Origin of the sequence: Aliidiomarina sanyensis, assembly GCF_003987175.1 — a bacterium.
GTDB lineage: Bacteria > Pseudomonadota > Gammaproteobacteria > Enterobacterales > Alteromonadaceae > Aliidiomarina > Aliidiomarina sanyensis.
Map to the genome: position 1 here is coordinate 19,801 of NZ_PIPM01000017.1, position 16,376 is coordinate 36,176.

Sequence of the window (16,376 nt, forward strand, 5' to 3'; positions counted from 1 at the left end):
TTTCCTAACTTACATTGCAATGTATTTAAAACGTGCCGATTTTACCCGGCGGACTTAAAGTTGCTTCAAAGCAGCTGAATTCAGAGGCAGGGACGAGCACTTTTTGGAAGGGATTCGTTCAAGCAGCGAAAAACAGGCTGATGTAAAAGCCTTTCAAGTATACATGGGCCATTTTTACCTTGCGAATATTTTTTGACAGGTCAGTCCGAGGCAAGTAATGGGAAATATTCGAGTTGGCAGCACCGTGGATTTCTAGAATTCGGTATAGTACAAGGGATTCTGTCTGCCAAAGGAGTTTCTATGTCACAGTCAGGAAAAATTGCCGACCGTCAGTCTGATCTTATCGGTCAAACCGATATGCTGAAGATCCGATCGTTATCAGCTTTATGCGGATCGGATATTTATTTAAAGTGCGAGTTTCAAAATCCTGGGGGTTCGATTAAAGATCGCGCAGCTTTACAGCTGGTGACAGACGCAATCGAACGAGGGGAACTGAAGCCAGGAATGACCATTGTTGAGGGCACTGCTGGAAATACAGGAATTGGACTGGCTGTCGTGGCGAAGTCACTTGGGTTTGATCTTTTGGTCGTTATGCCGAATGACCAAACTCCTGAAAAAACCCGGATGATTGAAATGCATGGGGCACGCCTCAAAGCTGTGCCTCCAGTTCCGTTTAAAGATGAGAGTCATTTCTATCATACGGCTCGACGTTTAGCTGAAAGCCGCGACGACTATTGGTGGGCCAATCAGTTTGAGAACACCTCCAACATGCGCGCTCATTATTTGCATACAGGGCCTGAGATCTGGCAACAAACGGATGGAAAGGTTGATATATTGGTATCGGTCTCAGGCACCGGAGGAACCATTGCTGGCAACTCACGTTATTTAAAAGAAAAAAATCCGAACCTCGAAGTTTGGCTCGCGGATCCAGATGGCTCAGGAAGTTATGCCTATTTGCGAGATGGTCAGTTTGTCTCGCAAGGAAGCTCCATGACGGAGGGCATTGGGATTATGCGCTTGGTCGAGAACTTTGCGCAGGCGCAAATTGATTATGCTGTGAATTTGCCAGACCAAGACCTGATAGCCATTTCACGCTATGTACAGACACATGATGGCATCGTGTTGGGGAGCAGCTCCGCCCTAAATGTTGCTGCTGCCTTTTTTGCCGCGCTGCATCGGCCCAAGGGAAAAACTATTGTGACCTTTGCCTGCGATCTCGGTGAGCGCAGTGCATCAAAACTCTATAACGTTAATTACTTGCGGGAGCGGGGTTTAAACCCAGAACCTGAAGATATCGCACACCTCAAGGCGCGATATCTTCAGGATGGTTCGAGAATTCTCAAGGTTTAGCGCAACGCTGCCTCGAGTATTTTTCGGCTCACTTCGGGAGTAACGTCTTGTTGCTCCCCAAGCTTTACCATTTTATGGGCTTCAAGCTGCGCAATAATGGTATCAATTACCTCGGCATTCAAATCATAATCTTCAATGCGTGTTCCGGCACCCAAGTTACGGAAAAAGGTTTCCGTTTTAGCGATGGCCGCCTCAGCTTTCTCATCATCGCTACCCTCGGTAATGTGCCATACGCGCTCGGCGTATTGCACAAGCTTCGGCATTTTGTCGGCCTTGCGAACCCGCAAATTGGCCGGCAAAACAACCGCGAGAGTTTGAGCATGATCTAATCCATAAAGAGCCGTGAGCTCATGACCAATCATATGCGTTGACCAATCTTGCGGAACACCGGCACCAATTAAACCATTGAGTGCCATGGTGGCACACCACATCACATTTGCGCGGACTTCATAATTTTCTGGCTGCGCGAGCGCTTCCGGGCCGATTTCTATCAGTGTTTGCAAGATGGCTTCAGCCAGACGGTCTTGTAAATGGGCGCCCACAGGGTAGGTGAGATATTGCTCCATCACGTGGGTAAAGGGGTCAATCACACCATTGATCACTTGGCGCACTGGGAGAGTGTATGTAGTAACGGGGTCTAGGACCGAAAATTGGGGATACAACAAGGGGCTACCAAACGGAAGTTTGGCTTTGTATTCAGCGCGAGTCACGACTGAGCCACTGTTCATCTCGGAGCCGGTCGCAGGAAGGGTTAAGACGCTTCCAAAAGGCACCGCGGAGCGAATTACTTTGCCGCCTTTGGTGAGAATATCCCACGGGTCACCATCATAACGGGCTGCGGCGGCAATAAACTTTACGCCATCAATCACCGAGCCTCCGCCTGCGGCAAGAATAAAGTCGATATCCTCTGCTTTCACTTGTTCTGCTGCGCGGCACAGGGTATCAAACTCAGGATTCGCCTCAATCCCAGAAAACTCAGAGACCAACCGATCGCCCAAGGCTTTCACTACCTGATCATAAACGCCGTTCTTCTTAATGCTACCGCCACCATAAGCCAGCATAACGCGTGCATTTTCTGGGACCTCTTTGCCGATCTTGGCAATTTGCCCCTCACCAAACAAAATTTTGGTTGGGTTATAGAAACTGAAATTATTCACCGGTACTCCTTATACGCGAATGAGTTGCTTCACTAGCATAACGAATACGTGGAGGAGCTGCGAACTGATCAGCGGAAGAGCGATGAGGATAGTCCAACTGAGAGCTTGGATTATGGTCTATATCCTACCTTGTAAAACAAACCGATGTGCACGATGATGAAACTATAGTGCGTTGATCCATGGGGCAAACAGGCGCTGATATACACCAGCGGGCAGTTTGTTTACGGGCGAGGATTAGGTCAGTCGCAAGGCTACACCGGCCACACCATGGTGAATGATTTTGATTTGATTCACATGGGTGGGCGCACCTACAACCCGATGCTGGGGCGACCGGAAGTTTGCGTGGAGCGATGGTCGGTGGACTGACAATGGGGATTGGATTTGAGTTTCAAGGCTTGAGAGGAACTTCTGCTGTCCTTGCTCGAGGGGGGCTTGGGGGCGTCATGAATGTGGTCCAAGGTGGAAAATTTGGCCACGGGGTACTGAGCTCATCGGCGGGAGGAGTTACGAATTCGATTCCGAATGCTCACGCACGAATTATTGGTGCAGCGATTATCGGTGGAACGGTATCGGAGTTTACCGGAGGAAAATTCTCGAATGGGGCGGTGTCGGCGGCGTTTGCTTGGGTGATTTCGGAGGGTGTTAACGAGCTCTGGGGTCAGTCAAATGAATGGCCGAATTTTGATGAAATGTCAAATCAACAGCTGGCTGATTGGGTCCTCGAGAATGGAGCTCAATTCGGGATTGAATTTAAGGAAGGGATACAGATTTTTGTTGTAGATGAGTACCGTATATATAACAAACAACTTGGCTGGATTACATGCGCTGATTCAACGTGCAGTGGTCTAGTTGCTGTAACAATTAGCGGACATTACGAACCTCGTGGAAATTATATTGAACTCTTTAAGCCAGCATTTGAGGTAGGGTTTCGCGCCTTCGCTCTTAGCCCTACAGAAGTCAAAGGTTACCGAAGCCTGTCAAGGGAGGCTGTAGCCGTCCAAGCAATCGGCCATGAAGCTGCTCATTCAATGGGCGTAGACATGGTTCGTAATGTTGCTCCTACGCATTACGAGGCGGAACGAATGGGTCTTGAGGCGATGCATAAATTTAGGAGGATATATGAGCAATAAAGTAGCGGCTGGCCTTGTTATAGGGCTCCTTTCAGGGGGGCTGTTCAGCATGCCATTGCATGCGGTGCAAAACTCTTTGGACGTCGCAGCACGGAAGTCCAACATGGTCGCACATGTCATCCTCACATCATCTGAGATGATTGAAATCCGTGAAAATGGCGATTTCATAGGTAGCTGTGGCATCGTTTACGAAAGCCGCGTAGTGGAATTGTTGAGCCATGGCGAAGAGGTGGGAGAATATCTGTCTTTTTACGGAAAACAACCCCTAAAAACCGGGCGAAATTATCTGGTGTTTCTTGGAAATTCAGACGTAAATCAAGCCAATCAAATTAACGATGAGCTTTGCAGAGACATCTTCGCCTCTCAACCGTTTGTGATGGCAAGTTTTGAGATGAAAAGAGAGGGGGAAGGATCAAGGCTTCATAAAATTGATCGGTTTGTGTTGGTTTATGAGGACATGAGACTAGAGCTTCCGGAAAAAGTCAAAACGTGGAAGCGCGAACATAAGCTTTGCAACATTAAGATGTCAGATGTAGAGGAGTGCGAAGTCTATAAGACTGAAACGCTTATAGATTGGAATGAGATAAAGACTTACTTGAAACAGAGAATGTAGAAAAACAGTGCGTCACGCGGGAGGATGAGGTTCGTTAATATTCCGATGTTCGGGCCGCCGACTTTAGAACGCTGTTCCGGTATGGCCCAAAGCGAGAGCTTGTTTACCAGCAAGATATTCGCCCTACGGGCACCCAAACGCGCTGGTTGTTCGGTGGTTATGAGCGGTCGGTACAAGAAAACGGCGATATCGAGCACCGGTTTATGGTGGGAGGTACGGTTGTCACCCATACCGAGCATGGGAGTGGCACCACCAAGCAGATAACGCATCTGCATAAAGATGCCCAGAGCTCGACGGTGGTGATTACGGGGCAGGCTGTTAGTGGTAATGTTCTCAAACAACAGATAGCCTACGATCCGTGGGGTAAACAAGCGACCTTGTGGAGCCACAGCCAGTTTGTTTTTGGACTGCGGTTAGGGGAGATGCGCGGCTACACCGGCCACACCATGGTGAATGATTTTGATTTGATTCACATGGGTGGTCGCACTTACAACCCGGTGCTGGGGCGTTTTATGCAGGCGGACCCGTTTATTCAGGAGGGCGCGAACCTGCAGAATTACAACCGCTACAGCTATGTGCTCAATAACCCGATGAGCTATACGGATCCGAGTGGGTATTTGTTTAATCGGTTGAAGGACATTTCGCGTGGCTTTATCAAAATCCTTGGGTCTAGGCTGAGTCAAGTGATGGTGACAATGGCATCAGCGGGCTGTGGATGGATGGCGCCTGCCTGTTTGGCGGTCGGCACGTATCAAGTACAAAGAGCACATGGAGCGAGTTCAACAGGAGCGCTGAGAACATCTGTTATCGCGGGGTTCATGAGCCAAATCACTCCCGCCGCTGGTGCGGCCGGCGAGAGCACGCGAAGCCACCTTGAGCGCCTAGGAGATGAGTTGATGAACCGTGCATATCAGCGAGCAATGGAAGGCGTGATGAGGGCTACGCAAGGAGGCACAAGTGCTCATGCGACGAGTGGGAAGTTTGCGAATGGGGCGTCGGCGGGGGCATTTGCGCGGGTGCTGGAACAAGTATCAGAAGGACAAGCAAGCGGGCGGCAACGCGAGCCGACAACTGACCTGCGGGATCACGTCATTGCGAATCGTCGAGCGCGCTTAAGTGTTTCTGACGACGGTACGACAATTTCGGGCACGGTGCATTACTACTGTTCCCTGCGAATTGAATGTGCGCCAATGGTAGAACAAATGCTGACTTACATTAATGTGCAAGTGGACGGCCTCACGGTGGACATTCAAATGGTTGAAGTGAAAAACATCTTTCGTGCTGATGTACGTTTCCGGCAACAACATTATGCTCAGACCTTTGAAGCAGAACACCTTCCAAGACTTTTATGGGACTCCATATCATTCAATGATAGGTATCCGTCGGTAGTTTACTCTGCGGACCTATGGGCTCATGAGTTTGGCCACTTTTTGGGCTTCGGGCACAAGTTTAGTTATAGTGACTCGGCGCCGCACAGTGTAATGAGTTATTCCTCCGAACCGCGGCCCCTGCAATCTAACGAAGTTCAGCGGTTAATCGTAAGCGTCACAGAAGCGACACCTATTCAGCCATAATATAAAGCCATAGGCTATCACCAAGTTTAACTTAAAAGGTGATAGCACTATGAGTCGAGCCTATCGAACTCGCGAGCAATGGCGTGAGCTAATTGCTGAATTTGAACAAAGCGACCTGAGCCAGAAGCAGTTTTGTGAGCCGCAAGGCATCAACCCCGCGTACTTTAGTCAGCGTCGATTAGAGCTGCAGCGCGAAGCTGAAGATAACGACACTGGTTTTGCGCTGGCGGTACCGCAGTCAGTCAATTCGCAGCAAACAGTCCAGCTACGTATTGACGAAACCGAGTTGGTGTTGCCGTTGTCGGTGTCACCGCGCTGGGTGGCCCAACTGGTTAAAGAGCTCAGCGCATGAAAATGTTCGTTGGGCCGCCGGCTATCTATTTGCACAAAGCGCCGGTCGACTTCCGCAAAAGCATCAATGGCCTCAGCGCCATTGTTGAAAGCGAGATGGCGCTCTCACCATTTAGCGGGGCCCTGTTTGTGTTTTGCAATCGTCAGCGCGATAAACTCAAGGTGTTGTACTGGGACAAGACAGGCTTCTGCCTGTGGTACAAGCGCCTTGAAAAGGCGAAGTTCAAGTGGCCACGTAAGATGCCCGGTAACACCATTACGCTGACTGAGCAGCAATGGGCATGGCTCTTAGATGGCCTCGATATTACCTTAATGAAAGGCCATCAGCCGCTGCATTTTAGTTCGGTGACCTGATCGTAGTTGCCCATATAGGGATCAAGCATAACAGCCAATTATCGATCACCAATTGGTCTAAGAAAGACTTTATCTGTGGCGGCTTAGCGTCAATTTATGCGGTATAATAGCCGCATGAAAAAGCTTGATACTAACGCACTTCCAGATGATGTCGAGGCCCTCAAAAAGATGGTGCTCGAACTACAAAATCAGCAACAAGCTGAGACGATGCAGTGGAAGCGCAAGCTCTATCACCTCCTGGAAAAGTGGCAGCTTGAACTCAAGAAACGCTTTGCTGCCAGCTCTGAAGGCCTGCCCGGCCAAGGCGACCTGTTCAACGAAATTGAAGACATCCTCAACCCTGATGAGGATGAAGTCGCTGTAGAGTAGCACATTGCTTACACGCGCAAGTTACCGCGTCGTGAGCGTTTAGCGTCTTCACTGCCGCGCCAGGAAATCGTTCACGATATCAGCGACGATGAGAAAACCTGCGAGTGTTGCGGCACCGACATGCATCGCATGGGTGAGGATGTCAGCGAGAAGCTCGACTTTATTCCTGTGTACTAGCTCAGATTATTTGAAAACAGGGTGTTCTGTCAAACCGACCATGTGTTAACTATGTAGAATTACTGTGTACTATGCACGCCTTTTAGCGTGGTAATTCATCTATTATTACCGGTTAATAATCTGCTATACTGGGCCTGAATTTTAGTTCAGGCTTAACCGGACTGTCCATGCGTCACGCACTTTTATCAATAATGACTCTGATATTGCTCGCTCAGCTTTCTTTGGCTGGTACGGGTGTGCATCAGTTGCATTTGAGTGAACAACGACATGATGACAGTCAAACCTCCCATATACACCTTGAGCTTCAGGCAACCACTGCAATTTCAGCAGAATTAAGCGATTCAGACTTTAACGAGCTATGTCTCGACTGCCAGTGTCATGGCGGTATCTCGATGATGACTGATTATTCTCAAACGACAGACATAGCGCTACTGCCTTCTAGAGTCGTGCTGTTACCGGTGCGTTTCAGTTCTCTCTTTCCTGATCCCTCATTTCGCCCTCCCATCGCATAACTTTATTTCTTCTATATCTAGGATTACTTGAACTCGCTTATATAGCGGGTGGATTTGTGTACTGAATACATACCGGAAATATTTTTATGAAAATCATATCAAGCACTGCTTATAGAGCGGGGCGTGTGGTCCAGTGTATCTTAGCAAAATGTACCTTCGTCGTTGTGCTGAGCACGATAATCAGTGCGTGTTTTATTGGGGCAGCGGTTGCACATGATGATAATCACGACGATGAACACAGCGGCCAAGTTACTCTGACAAATGAGCAGCAAAGACTTGCTGGTATCGAAGTTGAACAGGCAGTGGGTTCAGGGTTTTCACTGCAGACAACGGTGCCCGGGCAACTTTTGAATGATCGGGCGCGCAGTATTGTGATTGCCCCACAACTGGACGTACGAATTATCCATTACGATGCAAGCATCGGCCAAAGTGTAGCTGTCGGAGATGCGCTTTTGACCATTGGTGGGCGAGAGATTGCTGACGCTCAGGCAGATTTCGTACTGGCAGCGCAGGAGTTATCTCGCATTCAACGTATGGAAGAAGGCGTAGTCAGCGATACAGTTCGGGAAGAGGCCAGAATTGAGGCCGAGCGGCGGCGTGCCGTGTTGCGCTCGGTGTTTATGACGGACGCACAAATCACTGCATTGCTTAGTTGTTCTGACTGTATTGGTCAGGTTCAGGTGTTATCACCGATGGCCGGGAAAGTGCAGTTATCACCGGAACAACTACAGTACTCCGCCGGGCAGACTCTATCAGCTGGAACATCTCTTTTGCGGGTTAACGATGAATCAACGTTGTGGGTGGCCGCAGAGTTGCCGGTAAGACACCGGTTGCCCCTGGAAGCGGGGCAGTCTGTTGTTGTTAACGTGAATGGAGAGTTGGTAACCGGAGAGGTGTTGAGCCGAAGTCATTACGTGTCGTCTGTGACCCGAACTGAGCAGATCCTTATTTCTGTAGATAACCGTTCGACTCATTGGCATGCCGGACAGTTTGCTGAAGTTCATTTACCGTCTGCTGAACAGCAGGGCGTACTCGTACCTGATGCAGCATTGCACCGTCAGGAGGGTAATCAATGGCGCGTATTCGTGCAAAATGAACAAAATACGTTTAGTTCTGTTGAGGTTACCGTGTTGGAGAGCCAAGGTGGACTTCATCTTGTCAGTGGTATTGAACCAGGTGCCAGGTTGGTCATGAAAGGTGCATTTTTTATCGCATCTGAACTGGCAAAAGATGGTTTCGATACCCACAACCATTAAGGAGCTAAGCAATGTTTTCTACACTTTTAAGTCGTCTGATTCAGTTCCGCTTAATGGTATTCATCCTGTTGAGTGTTTTTATTGGCGGGGTAATTTTTACTATTCCTCGACTAAATTTAGATGCATTTCCAGACGTAACCAATGTACAGGTGACGGTTAACACTCAGGCCAATGGTCTGGCAGCCGAAGAAGTTGAACAGTTGATTACCTATCCGCTTGAATCATCAATGTACGCTTTAACGGGAGTGACAGAGGTGCGTTCGTTATCCCGCACTGGTTTGTCGGTGGTAACTGTTGTTTTTGCAGACGGTACTGATATTTATTTTGCCCGCCAGCAAGTATTTGAAAAGCTTAGTGAAGCGCGCGAGATGATTCCTGAACAGCTTGGAATACCTAAAATGGGGCCTAATACGTCCGGCCTTGGTGAGGTATTCCAATACACATTGCGCTCAGATAATCCGGCGTACGATGCGGCTGCTTTACGCACATTGAATGATTTTCTGGTCAAGTTACTGTTGATGCCCGTGGATGGAGTCACTGAAATCTTGTCCTTCGGTGGGCCAGTTCTGCAGTACCAGGTGCAAATTGATCCCGTACGCCTTCTAGAATATGACCTGACTATGGAGCAGGTCTTTAGCACAGTGGCCGATAATAACCTGAATGCTGGTGGCTGGTTTATGCCTCAGGGTGATAATCAGTTAGTCGTTCGTGGTGCAGGTATGCTGCCAGCGGGTGATGCTGGGCTGGAGGCTATTCGTCAACTACCAATTATACAACGTCAGGGAATTCCGGTGCGAATTGGCGATGTTGCATCGGTAGGTTTTGGCCATGAAATCCGAGTGGGTGCAGTCACAATGACTGAAAAAAATGAGTCAGGTGAGACCGAGGCTCTGGGCGAAGTGGTTGCTGGCATTATTTTGCAGCGGACAGGTGCGAATACAAAGGCTGTTATCGATGGTATTGAAGCGCGTTTAGATAGTATCAATAGCGCCCTCCCTGAGGGCGTATACCTTGAAGCGTACTATGATCAGTCGCACTTGATTGAAAGAGCGGTAACTACAATCAGGGATGCTGTTTTTTTTGCGTTTGTGCTGATTGTCTTGGTTTTGCTTGGATTTTTAAGAAACATCCGCGCTTCAGTGTTAGTGCTTTTATCGATCCCGTTGTCAATAGGGGTTGCGCTGCTTTTTATGCATCAGTGGGGAATTTCAGCCAACCTGATGTCGTTGGGCGGATTAGCTATTGCAACAGGCTTGATGATTGATGCGTCGGTCGTGATGGTCGAGCGGATTTTTCAACGACTTACAGCATCGCAAAGTACCCGGCCCATGACAGTGACTGAGCATATTATTGAAGCGGGTCAGGAGGTTGCCCGGCCAGTTATGTTTGCAACGTTGATTATCATGACTGTGTTTGTTCCTTTATTTTTTCTTGAAGGGGTGGAAAGTAAGTTATTTCAGCCTATGGCGGTCAGCGTCATTTTAGGTTTGGCAGGCTCCTTAATAGTTGCGTTAGTTATAGTGCCACCGCTTGCATCGTACTTATTCAAAAAAGCGCCTAAACATGTTGAGCCGAAGATATACCATATTGTTGAACGCGGCTTTATTCGGGGCCTTACCCTGAGTTTGAAAAAGCCGCTATGGGTAGGGGTGGTTACGCTGGCATTTGTCAGCATAGCAGTGCTGCTTGGTCCACGACTGGAAACAGAGTTTGCCCCGGAACTGGAAGAAGGAACAATTAATATGCGGGTTACTCTGGCACCGTCGGCAAATCTGGATACTTCCATTCGTGTAGCACAGCAACTGGAAGGCATGCTGATGGACTTCCCGGAAGTAACCTACGCGTTGTCGCGTATAGGCTCCCCTGAGTTGGGTGGAGATCCTGAGCCTATTAATAATATCGAAATGTACATCGGTTTAACCGATATGGCGGCGTGGCAGACCGCAGCCACCCGCGAAGAACTGCAAAGTAAAATGAATGAAGTGCTGGGTGAGCTACCTGGTGTTGTACTCAATTTTTCTCAGCCTATAGCAACACGGGTTGATGAGCTGTTATCCGGGGTTCGGGCGCAATTGGCGATCAAGTTATTTGGCTCTGATTTGGGTGTTCTGGTGGAAAAGGGCGAGGAACTACAACGTTTAGTGGATGCTATCCCCGGAACTACCGATGTGGCGCTGGAGCAAATTAGTGGTGAAGAGCAATTAACTATTCGCCCTGATTATACCGCAATGTCCCGTTACGGATTTGATGTTGCAGACTTGATGGCCTGGGTACGTTTAGGTGTGGGTGGAGAAAATGCGGGGCAGATTCTGGATGGTAATGCCCGTCATGATATAAATGTACGACTTCATTCTGACTTTCGTGCCTCACCAGAGTCCATTGCGCGTATTCCGCTAAAAACAGCCAGCGGAGCAATTGTTTTATTGGGAGATATAACTGAAATCACGCGTGAATCGGCAGCTCCGATGATTCGCCGCGAAAACGCCCAGCGCCGAATTGTCATTGAGTCTAATATCAGTGGCCGGGCTATGGGTAGTGTGGTTGCTGATATTCAATCGGCAATCCAGCAGTTTGACTTACCTGCCGGCTATACGATTGAAATAGGCGGACAGTTTGAGAATCAGCAGCGAGCGCAGCAACGGTTAATGGTAGTGGTACCGGTATCTCTGCTGATTATTACGCTATTTCTGTACCTGGCTTTTCGCTCCATTAAACAGGTGGCTTTGGTAGTAACTAATGTGCCTGTGGCCCTTGTCGGCGGGGTTATTGCTCTGTACCTAAGTGGAACATATTTATCAGTGCCGAGCGCTATTGGTTTTATAACTGTTTTTGGTGTAGCAATGCTAAATGGCGTGGTATTACTAGATGCGATTAATGGCTTACGGCAGCGTGGAATGTCAGTGCAGGACGCTGTGCTACAAGGCACAGCAAGCCGTTTACAGCCTGTCTTGATTACCGCCATAACCTCAATACTTGCGTTAGTGCCTATTTTATTGTCGCAGGGAATTGGCAGTGAAATTCATAAACCGTTGGCAACTGTAGTTCTGGGAGGACTAATCACTTCAACAGTACTGACCCTGTTTGTTATTCCGACTTTATATACACTGATATATAAAGAAAAGGGAAACAACAAGGCGTAGCAATTAGTCCGGCCATTAGAAGCGCTGCTTGCAGTGGAGGTATTCAGCATCTTTAAAAAAGGTTTACTTTATAAAAGCTTTTGCAGGTGTCTGTTTTGCATGTCTTTATTGGGTTATCTGATATTATGCTGATGATTACCCGCAGGTGGGTGATTGGCCTACATGGCTGTTTTTTTTGCATGGAGAGTTTCAAATGAAAACTCACAAGATAGCGGTGATGATGCATTGTTACCGGGTGAGCAACCAAGTATTGATGGCGAAGAGCTCGCCCCACTGTTTGACGAAGCCGTGGCATTTGTGACCGAGACGCGTCGTGTTTCGGTATCAAGTGTGCAGCGTAAATTCCGCATTGGTTACAACCGCGCAGCACGTGTGGTAGAACAAATGGAAACGGCTGGTGTCGTAAGTAACGCAGGGCATAACGGTTCGCGCGATGTCCTTGCACCGCCACCGCCACGCGACTGATGTTGAGGCAGTGTCAGCAGACTAATAGTAGGAATATACATGACCATGAAGTATGGATTGAGCCAGATGGTTGCGACAGCGGTCGCAGGGGTCGCGTTGTTGACCGCAGCCCCTTTCGTTTATGCGCAAGATGCGTACGAGCAGTGGCGTGAGCTGATTGCTGAATTTGAACAAACTGACCTCAGTCAGAAAGACTTCTGTGAGCCGCGAGGCATCAACCCAGCGTATTTTAGTCAGCGTCGATTAGAGTTGCAGCGCGAAGCTGAAGATAACGACACTGGTTTTGCGCTGGCGGTCTCGCAGCCGGCAACCTCGCAGCAAACGCTGCAACTTTGTATTGGTCAAGCTAAGTTGGTATTGCCATTGTCGGTTTCCCCACGCTGGGTCGCTCAATTGGTTAAAGAGCTCAGCGCATGAAAATGTTCGTTGAGCCGCCGGCCATCTATTTGCACAAAGCGCCGGTCGACTTTCGTAAAAGCATTAATGGTTTAAGCGCCATTGTTGAGAGCGAAATGGCGCTCTCGCCATTCAGTGGTGCGCTGTTTATCTTTTGCAATCGTCAGCGCTATAAACCCAAGGTCTTGTACTGGGACAAAACAGGCTTTTGCCTGTGGTACAAGCGCCTGGAAAAGGCGAAGTTCAAATGGCCACGTAAGATGCCCGGCAGCACCATCACGCTCACTGAACAACAGTGGAGCTGGCTCTTAGATGGTCTTGATATTACCTTGATGAAAGGCCATCAACCGCTGCATTTTAGTTCGGTGACCTGATCGTAGTTGCCCATATAGGGATCAAGCATAACAGCCAATTATCGATCACCAATCGGTATAAGAAAGCCTTTATCAGTAGCGGTTTAGCACCTCGTGTTGCGGTATAATAGCCGCATGAAAAAGCTTGATACCAATACACTTCCAGATGACGTTGAAGCCCTCAAGGCAATGCTGCTTGAGCAGCAGGCTGAGACGGCTCGCTTGCAGCAAGAAGGCGAGCGCTGGAAGCGTGATTTTTATCAGCTATTGGAAAAATGGCAATTAGAGCTGAAGAAACGCTTTGCTGCCAGTGCTGAAGGCTTGCCTGGTCAGGGCGACCTGTTCAACGAAATCGAAGACATCCTCAAACCTGACGAGGAAGAGGTCGCTGTAGAGCAGCACATTGCTTACACGCGCAAGTTGCCGCGCCGCGCACGATTAGATGCGTCGTTGCCACGCCAAGAAATCGTTCACGATATCAGCGATGATGAGAAAACCTGCGAGTGCTGTGGCACCGACATGCATCGCATGGGCGAGGATGTCAGCGAGAAGCTCGACTTTATTCCAGCCAAGGTGCAGGTGATTCGCCATGTACGCCCAAAATACAGCTGCCGCACCTGTGAGCAGCAAGGCACCGAAAGTAACATCAAGCAGGCGCCCGTGCCGCCAAGCATGCTGCCCAAGAGCATTGCCACCCCGAGCTTGTTGGCGCAAATCATCACGGCCAAATTCCAGTATGGTTTACCGCTGTACCGCCAGGAAACCATGTTCAAGCAGTTCGGTGCGGACATCAGTCGCCAGACCATGAGCCGTTGGTTGGTGGCCGTCAGCCAAAAGCTTGAGCCGCTGTACCAGCGCATGCACGATATCTTAGTGCAACAGCCGGTATTATGGGCGGATGAGACGACTCTTAAGGTTATCCAGTCGGAAAAAAGTAAATCCTACATGTGGGTGTATGGGTGTGGCGGCGATAAACCGCCGCCGGATGATGCATCACCACCACCAAACATCGTACTCTATGACTACCAAGATGGTCGCGGCGGCACACACCCGAAAGACTTCCTGAAAGTCTACCGCGGCCCCTTGCAGGTGGATGGCTATCAAGGCTATGAGCAAACTGAAGCCAAGCTTGCTGGTTGCTGGGCGCATGCCAGACGTAAGTTCGTGGATGCCAAAACCGTGCAAGGAAAAAAGAAAACCGGCCGCGCCGATGTCGCGATTAAGTATATCCAAAAGCTGTACCGCGTTGAGCGCCTGATGGCCAATAAGTCAGCGGATGAGCGCTTACACGCACGACAAACCGAATCGACAAAGGTGATGAATAGCTTCAAAGAATGGATTGATACTCAGCTCACCCAAGTGCCACCGACCAGTGTGCTCGGCAAGGCCGTGCAATACACCCTAAACCAGTGGTCAAAATTGCAAGTGTACTTAACCGATGGGCGCATCAACATCGACAACAACCGCGCCGAGCGCGCCATCAAACCGTTCGTGATAGGCCGCAAAGCCTGGCTGTTCGCTAATACGCATGGTGGCGCGGATGCCAGTGCGGTGCTCTACAGCCTAGTGGAAACCGCTAAAGCAAACAGCCTGCAACCGATCGACTACCTGATGAGCCTGTTCGAGCAATGGCCGCTTATTAAAGACAACGACGACATCGACCACTTGCTGCCTTGGAATATTGAGCTCACACGCTAGCGTCAATTGTCTTGACCGGTTGTAAGGCCAGCAGATCTGAACGAGCAAATGATTATGGTCAATGTGTGCTAGGCGTTACGCTTACGGTTAATCGCTGCATATGCGGGGAGGAATTAATGTATTTTGAGACCCTGAAGTATTTTCTCTGGTTTATTAGCCCTGCTGCGCTAGTATTCATTGTTCTTAACTTGATATTAATAATGCGTTTACGAAAAATAAATAAAGTTTTGGCACTGAAAGTGCTGGGACTGTTTGGTTTTAATGTTTTGTTAAATATCTCCGATACTATAAGATTTGCAGGTCACCTCCCTATTGTTTCATTAATATATATTTCTTCAAGCCTTGGCATGACTTTCATGGTCATGCAAGGCTTGGAGGGTAAGTTGAGATATTCTCTTTTGGGCCTGCCAATGCTCTACATCTTAATTTACTTTGTGAATTTTTTCCTAATTGATGGCTACATGGGTATCTCATTATTTTCAAGGTGGATTGCGTAATTTTTGTGAGGCGGATATGGATTTTATTAGTTACTCGCTTGATGTGCTTGCTTTAGCTGTTATTGCGTTGAATTTATATTTGGCAGCAGGGCTGTTTAAGGGGAACCGAAAGCTGTCCCTACTTGTTTTATCGCTCTTGGTTTTTAATTTCGCTGTCAATTATTCGATGCTGGAATTCTCACACCGAATGAATCCCTACTCTTTCTTGTTCATTTGCACCTCTTGGATTTTATCCATTCTTCTTTTTAGAGAGGTAGAGAACAGAAAGCGCTACGTTATTCTGGGGCTGCCGGTTTTGCTTGGTCTAATTTACGTGATAAATCTGGTAGAGAGCCGACTTGAGGGGGGACGCTTCTTGCTGTCCTGGCTCGTTCTTTGAGTTGTGTATCGTGATACTCGAAGGCGGTTGAAGGCACTATGAGCTCGAACTGAGGGTGCCAGACTCGTAAATTTTGTATATAGACGTCCTTTGGGACGATCAGGAATTCGAACTATGAAAGTTCGAGCTGTTCTCATTGAAGGTGGAATTGCCACAGGAAGCCTCAGAGGCGCGGCAGTCGGTGCGATTAGCGGTGCAATGTTTCATGCCTTTAGTGGCATGGCGGCATCACCCACCAAAGCGTTTGTGAGTGGTGTCGGGGGCGGTTTTACAAGCATGCTCGGCGGGGGCGCGTTCCATCAGATAAAGCAACAATTCGTCTGTAATTTCCAGTTTACCCTCTGACTCCACCTATTCAGCGCCATCCATGGTCAGGTACTTTTTACCAGAGCTCCATTCGTCCGATATTTCCATAATCACCGCTGTGACTGATCTGAGGCAAGAGGCCTCATTTGGAAATAAAGTTGCAACGCGTGTACGGCGTTTAATTTCTTTATTCACGCGCTCAAGTGCGTTGGTCGTTCTTAAGCGACGACGATGCCCTGTGGGCAAAGCTAGTACAGCTAACCCCTCAGGAAGCGCTGTTTCGGCCCATGTTGCGAGCT

At 48.8% G+C, this 16,376-nt stretch carries 18 protein-coding genes and 1 pseudogene; 17 read left to right on the forward strand and 2 right to left on the reverse strand.

Annotated features, from left to right (window positions below; all coding sequences use genetic code 11):
- Positions 1-300: 300 nt before the first annotated feature.
- Positions 301-1,350 (forward strand): cysteine synthase A, encoded by a 1,050-nt coding sequence (locus CWE11_RS11055; protein WP_126777691.1) that lies wholly within the window; start codon positions 301-303, stop codon positions 1,348-1,350.
- Here the strand turns inward: CWE11_RS11055 and CWE11_RS11060 are convergent.
- Positions 1,347-2,507, reverse strand: a complete 1,161-nt coding sequence (locus CWE11_RS11060) for an iron-containing alcohol dehydrogenase (RefSeq protein WP_126777692.1) — start codon at positions 2,505-2,507, stop codon at positions 1,347-1,349. The two genes, CWE11_RS11055 and CWE11_RS11060, sit on opposite strands and share 4 nt — an antisense overlap.
- Positions 2,508-2,875: 368 nt before the next feature.
- On the opposite strand from CWE11_RS11060, the gene CWE11_RS11065 reads away from it, so the two are divergent.
- The 16 genes and pseudogenes from CWE11_RS11065 to CWE11_RS11140 all read left to right on the forward strand — a co-directional run bounded on the left by CWE11_RS11065 (position 2,876) and on the right by CWE11_RS11140 (position 16,116).
- Entirely contained in the window at positions 2,876-3,637 is a 762-nt protein-coding gene (locus CWE11_RS11065; RefSeq protein WP_157981351.1) for a hypothetical protein, read from the forward strand.
- Complete coding sequence (locus tag CWE11_RS11070) at positions 3,627-4,250, forward strand: hypothetical protein (protein ID WP_126777694.1); 624 nt, start codon at positions 3,627-3,629, stop codon at positions 4,248-4,250. Before CWE11_RS11065 ends, CWE11_RS11070 begins: the two co-directional genes overlap by 11 nt.
- A gap of 203 nt (positions 4,251-4,453) precedes the next feature.
- Positions 4,454-5,824, forward strand: coding sequence for an RHS repeat-associated core domain-containing protein (locus CWE11_RS11075; RefSeq protein ID WP_126777695.1), 1,371 nt, complete (start codon positions 4,454-4,456; stop codon positions 5,822-5,824).
- A 49-nt stretch (positions 5,825-5,873) separates the two neighbouring features.
- Complete coding sequence (tnpA, locus tag CWE11_RS11080) at positions 5,874-6,176, forward strand: IS66 family insertion sequence element accessory protein TnpA (RefSeq protein WP_126777696.1); 303 nt, start codon at positions 5,874-5,876, stop codon at positions 6,174-6,176.
- Positions 6,173-6,529, forward strand: a complete 357-nt coding sequence (gene tnpB / locus CWE11_RS11085; protein ID WP_126777697.1) for an IS66 family insertion sequence element accessory protein TnpB — start codon at positions 6,173-6,175, stop codon at positions 6,527-6,529. Before tnpA (CWE11_RS11080) ends, tnpB (CWE11_RS11085) begins: the two co-directional genes overlap by 4 nt.
- 114 nt (positions 6,530-6,643) lie before the next feature.
- Entirely contained in the window at positions 6,644-6,898 is a 255-nt protein-coding gene (locus CWE11_RS11090; protein WP_126777698.1) for a hypothetical protein, read from the forward strand.
- A 78-nt stretch (positions 6,899-6,976) separates the two neighbouring features.
- Entirely contained in the window at positions 6,977-7,075 is a 99-nt protein-coding gene (locus tag CWE11_RS12230) for an IS66 family transposase zinc-finger binding domain-containing protein (RefSeq protein ID WP_228584630.1), read from the forward strand.
- Positions 7,076-7,242: 167 nt separating this feature from the next.
- Positions 7,243-7,587 carry a hypothetical protein gene (locus tag CWE11_RS11100; protein WP_126777699.1) on the forward strand — a complete coding sequence of 115 codons (345 nt, stop codon included), beginning with the start codon at positions 7,243-7,245 and terminating at the stop codon, positions 7,585-7,587.
- 86 nt (positions 7,588-7,673) lie between these two features.
- A complete protein-coding gene (locus CWE11_RS11105) occupies positions 7,674-8,843 on the forward strand; it encodes an efflux RND transporter periplasmic adaptor subunit (protein ID WP_126777700.1) in 1,170 nt (389 codons plus the stop codon).
- 11 nt (positions 8,844-8,854) lie between these two features.
- Positions 8,855-11,983 carry an efflux RND transporter permease subunit gene (locus tag CWE11_RS11110; protein WP_126777701.1) on the forward strand — a complete coding sequence of 1,043 codons (3,129 nt, stop codon included), beginning with the start codon at positions 8,855-8,857 and terminating at the stop codon, positions 11,981-11,983.
- Positions 11,984-12,202: 219 nt separating this feature from the next.
- Positions 12,203-12,448 (forward strand): annotated as a pseudogene (locus tag CWE11_RS11115) (DNA translocase FtsK); the annotation flags it as partial.
- Between the two features lie 39 nt (positions 12,449-12,487).
- Positions 12,488-12,865, forward strand: coding sequence for an IS66 family insertion sequence element accessory protein TnpA (tnpA, locus tag CWE11_RS11120; protein WP_126777703.1), 378 nt, complete (start codon positions 12,488-12,490; stop codon positions 12,863-12,865).
- Positions 12,862-13,218, forward strand: a complete 357-nt coding sequence (gene tnpB, locus CWE11_RS11125) for an IS66 family insertion sequence element accessory protein TnpB (RefSeq protein ID WP_126777704.1) — start codon at positions 12,862-12,864, stop codon at positions 13,216-13,218. The genes tnpA (CWE11_RS11120) and tnpB (CWE11_RS11125) overlap by 4 nt, the downstream gene beginning before the upstream one ends.
- Before the next feature lie 114 nt (positions 13,219-13,332).
- Positions 13,333-14,895 (forward strand): IS66 family transposase, encoded by a 1,563-nt coding sequence (gene tnpC / locus CWE11_RS11130; protein WP_126777705.1) that lies wholly within the window; start codon positions 13,333-13,335, stop codon positions 14,893-14,895.
- A gap of 116 nt (positions 14,896-15,011) precedes the next feature.
- Positions 15,012-15,392 carry a hypothetical protein gene (locus CWE11_RS11135; RefSeq protein WP_126777706.1) on the forward strand — a complete coding sequence of 127 codons (381 nt, stop codon included), beginning with the start codon at positions 15,012-15,014 and terminating at the stop codon, positions 15,390-15,392.
- A gap of 493 nt (positions 15,393-15,885) precedes the next feature.
- Positions 15,886-16,116 (forward strand): hypothetical protein, encoded by a 231-nt coding sequence (locus CWE11_RS11140; RefSeq protein ID WP_126777707.1) that lies wholly within the window; start codon positions 15,886-15,888, stop codon positions 16,114-16,116.
- Positions 16,117-16,122: 6 nt separating this feature from the next.
- On the opposite strand, the gene CWE11_RS11145 is transcribed toward CWE11_RS11140, so the two are convergent.
- On the reverse strand, positions 16,123-16,376 hold a 254-nt coding region (locus CWE11_RS11145), incomplete at its 5' end, for a transposase (protein ID WP_198675638.1).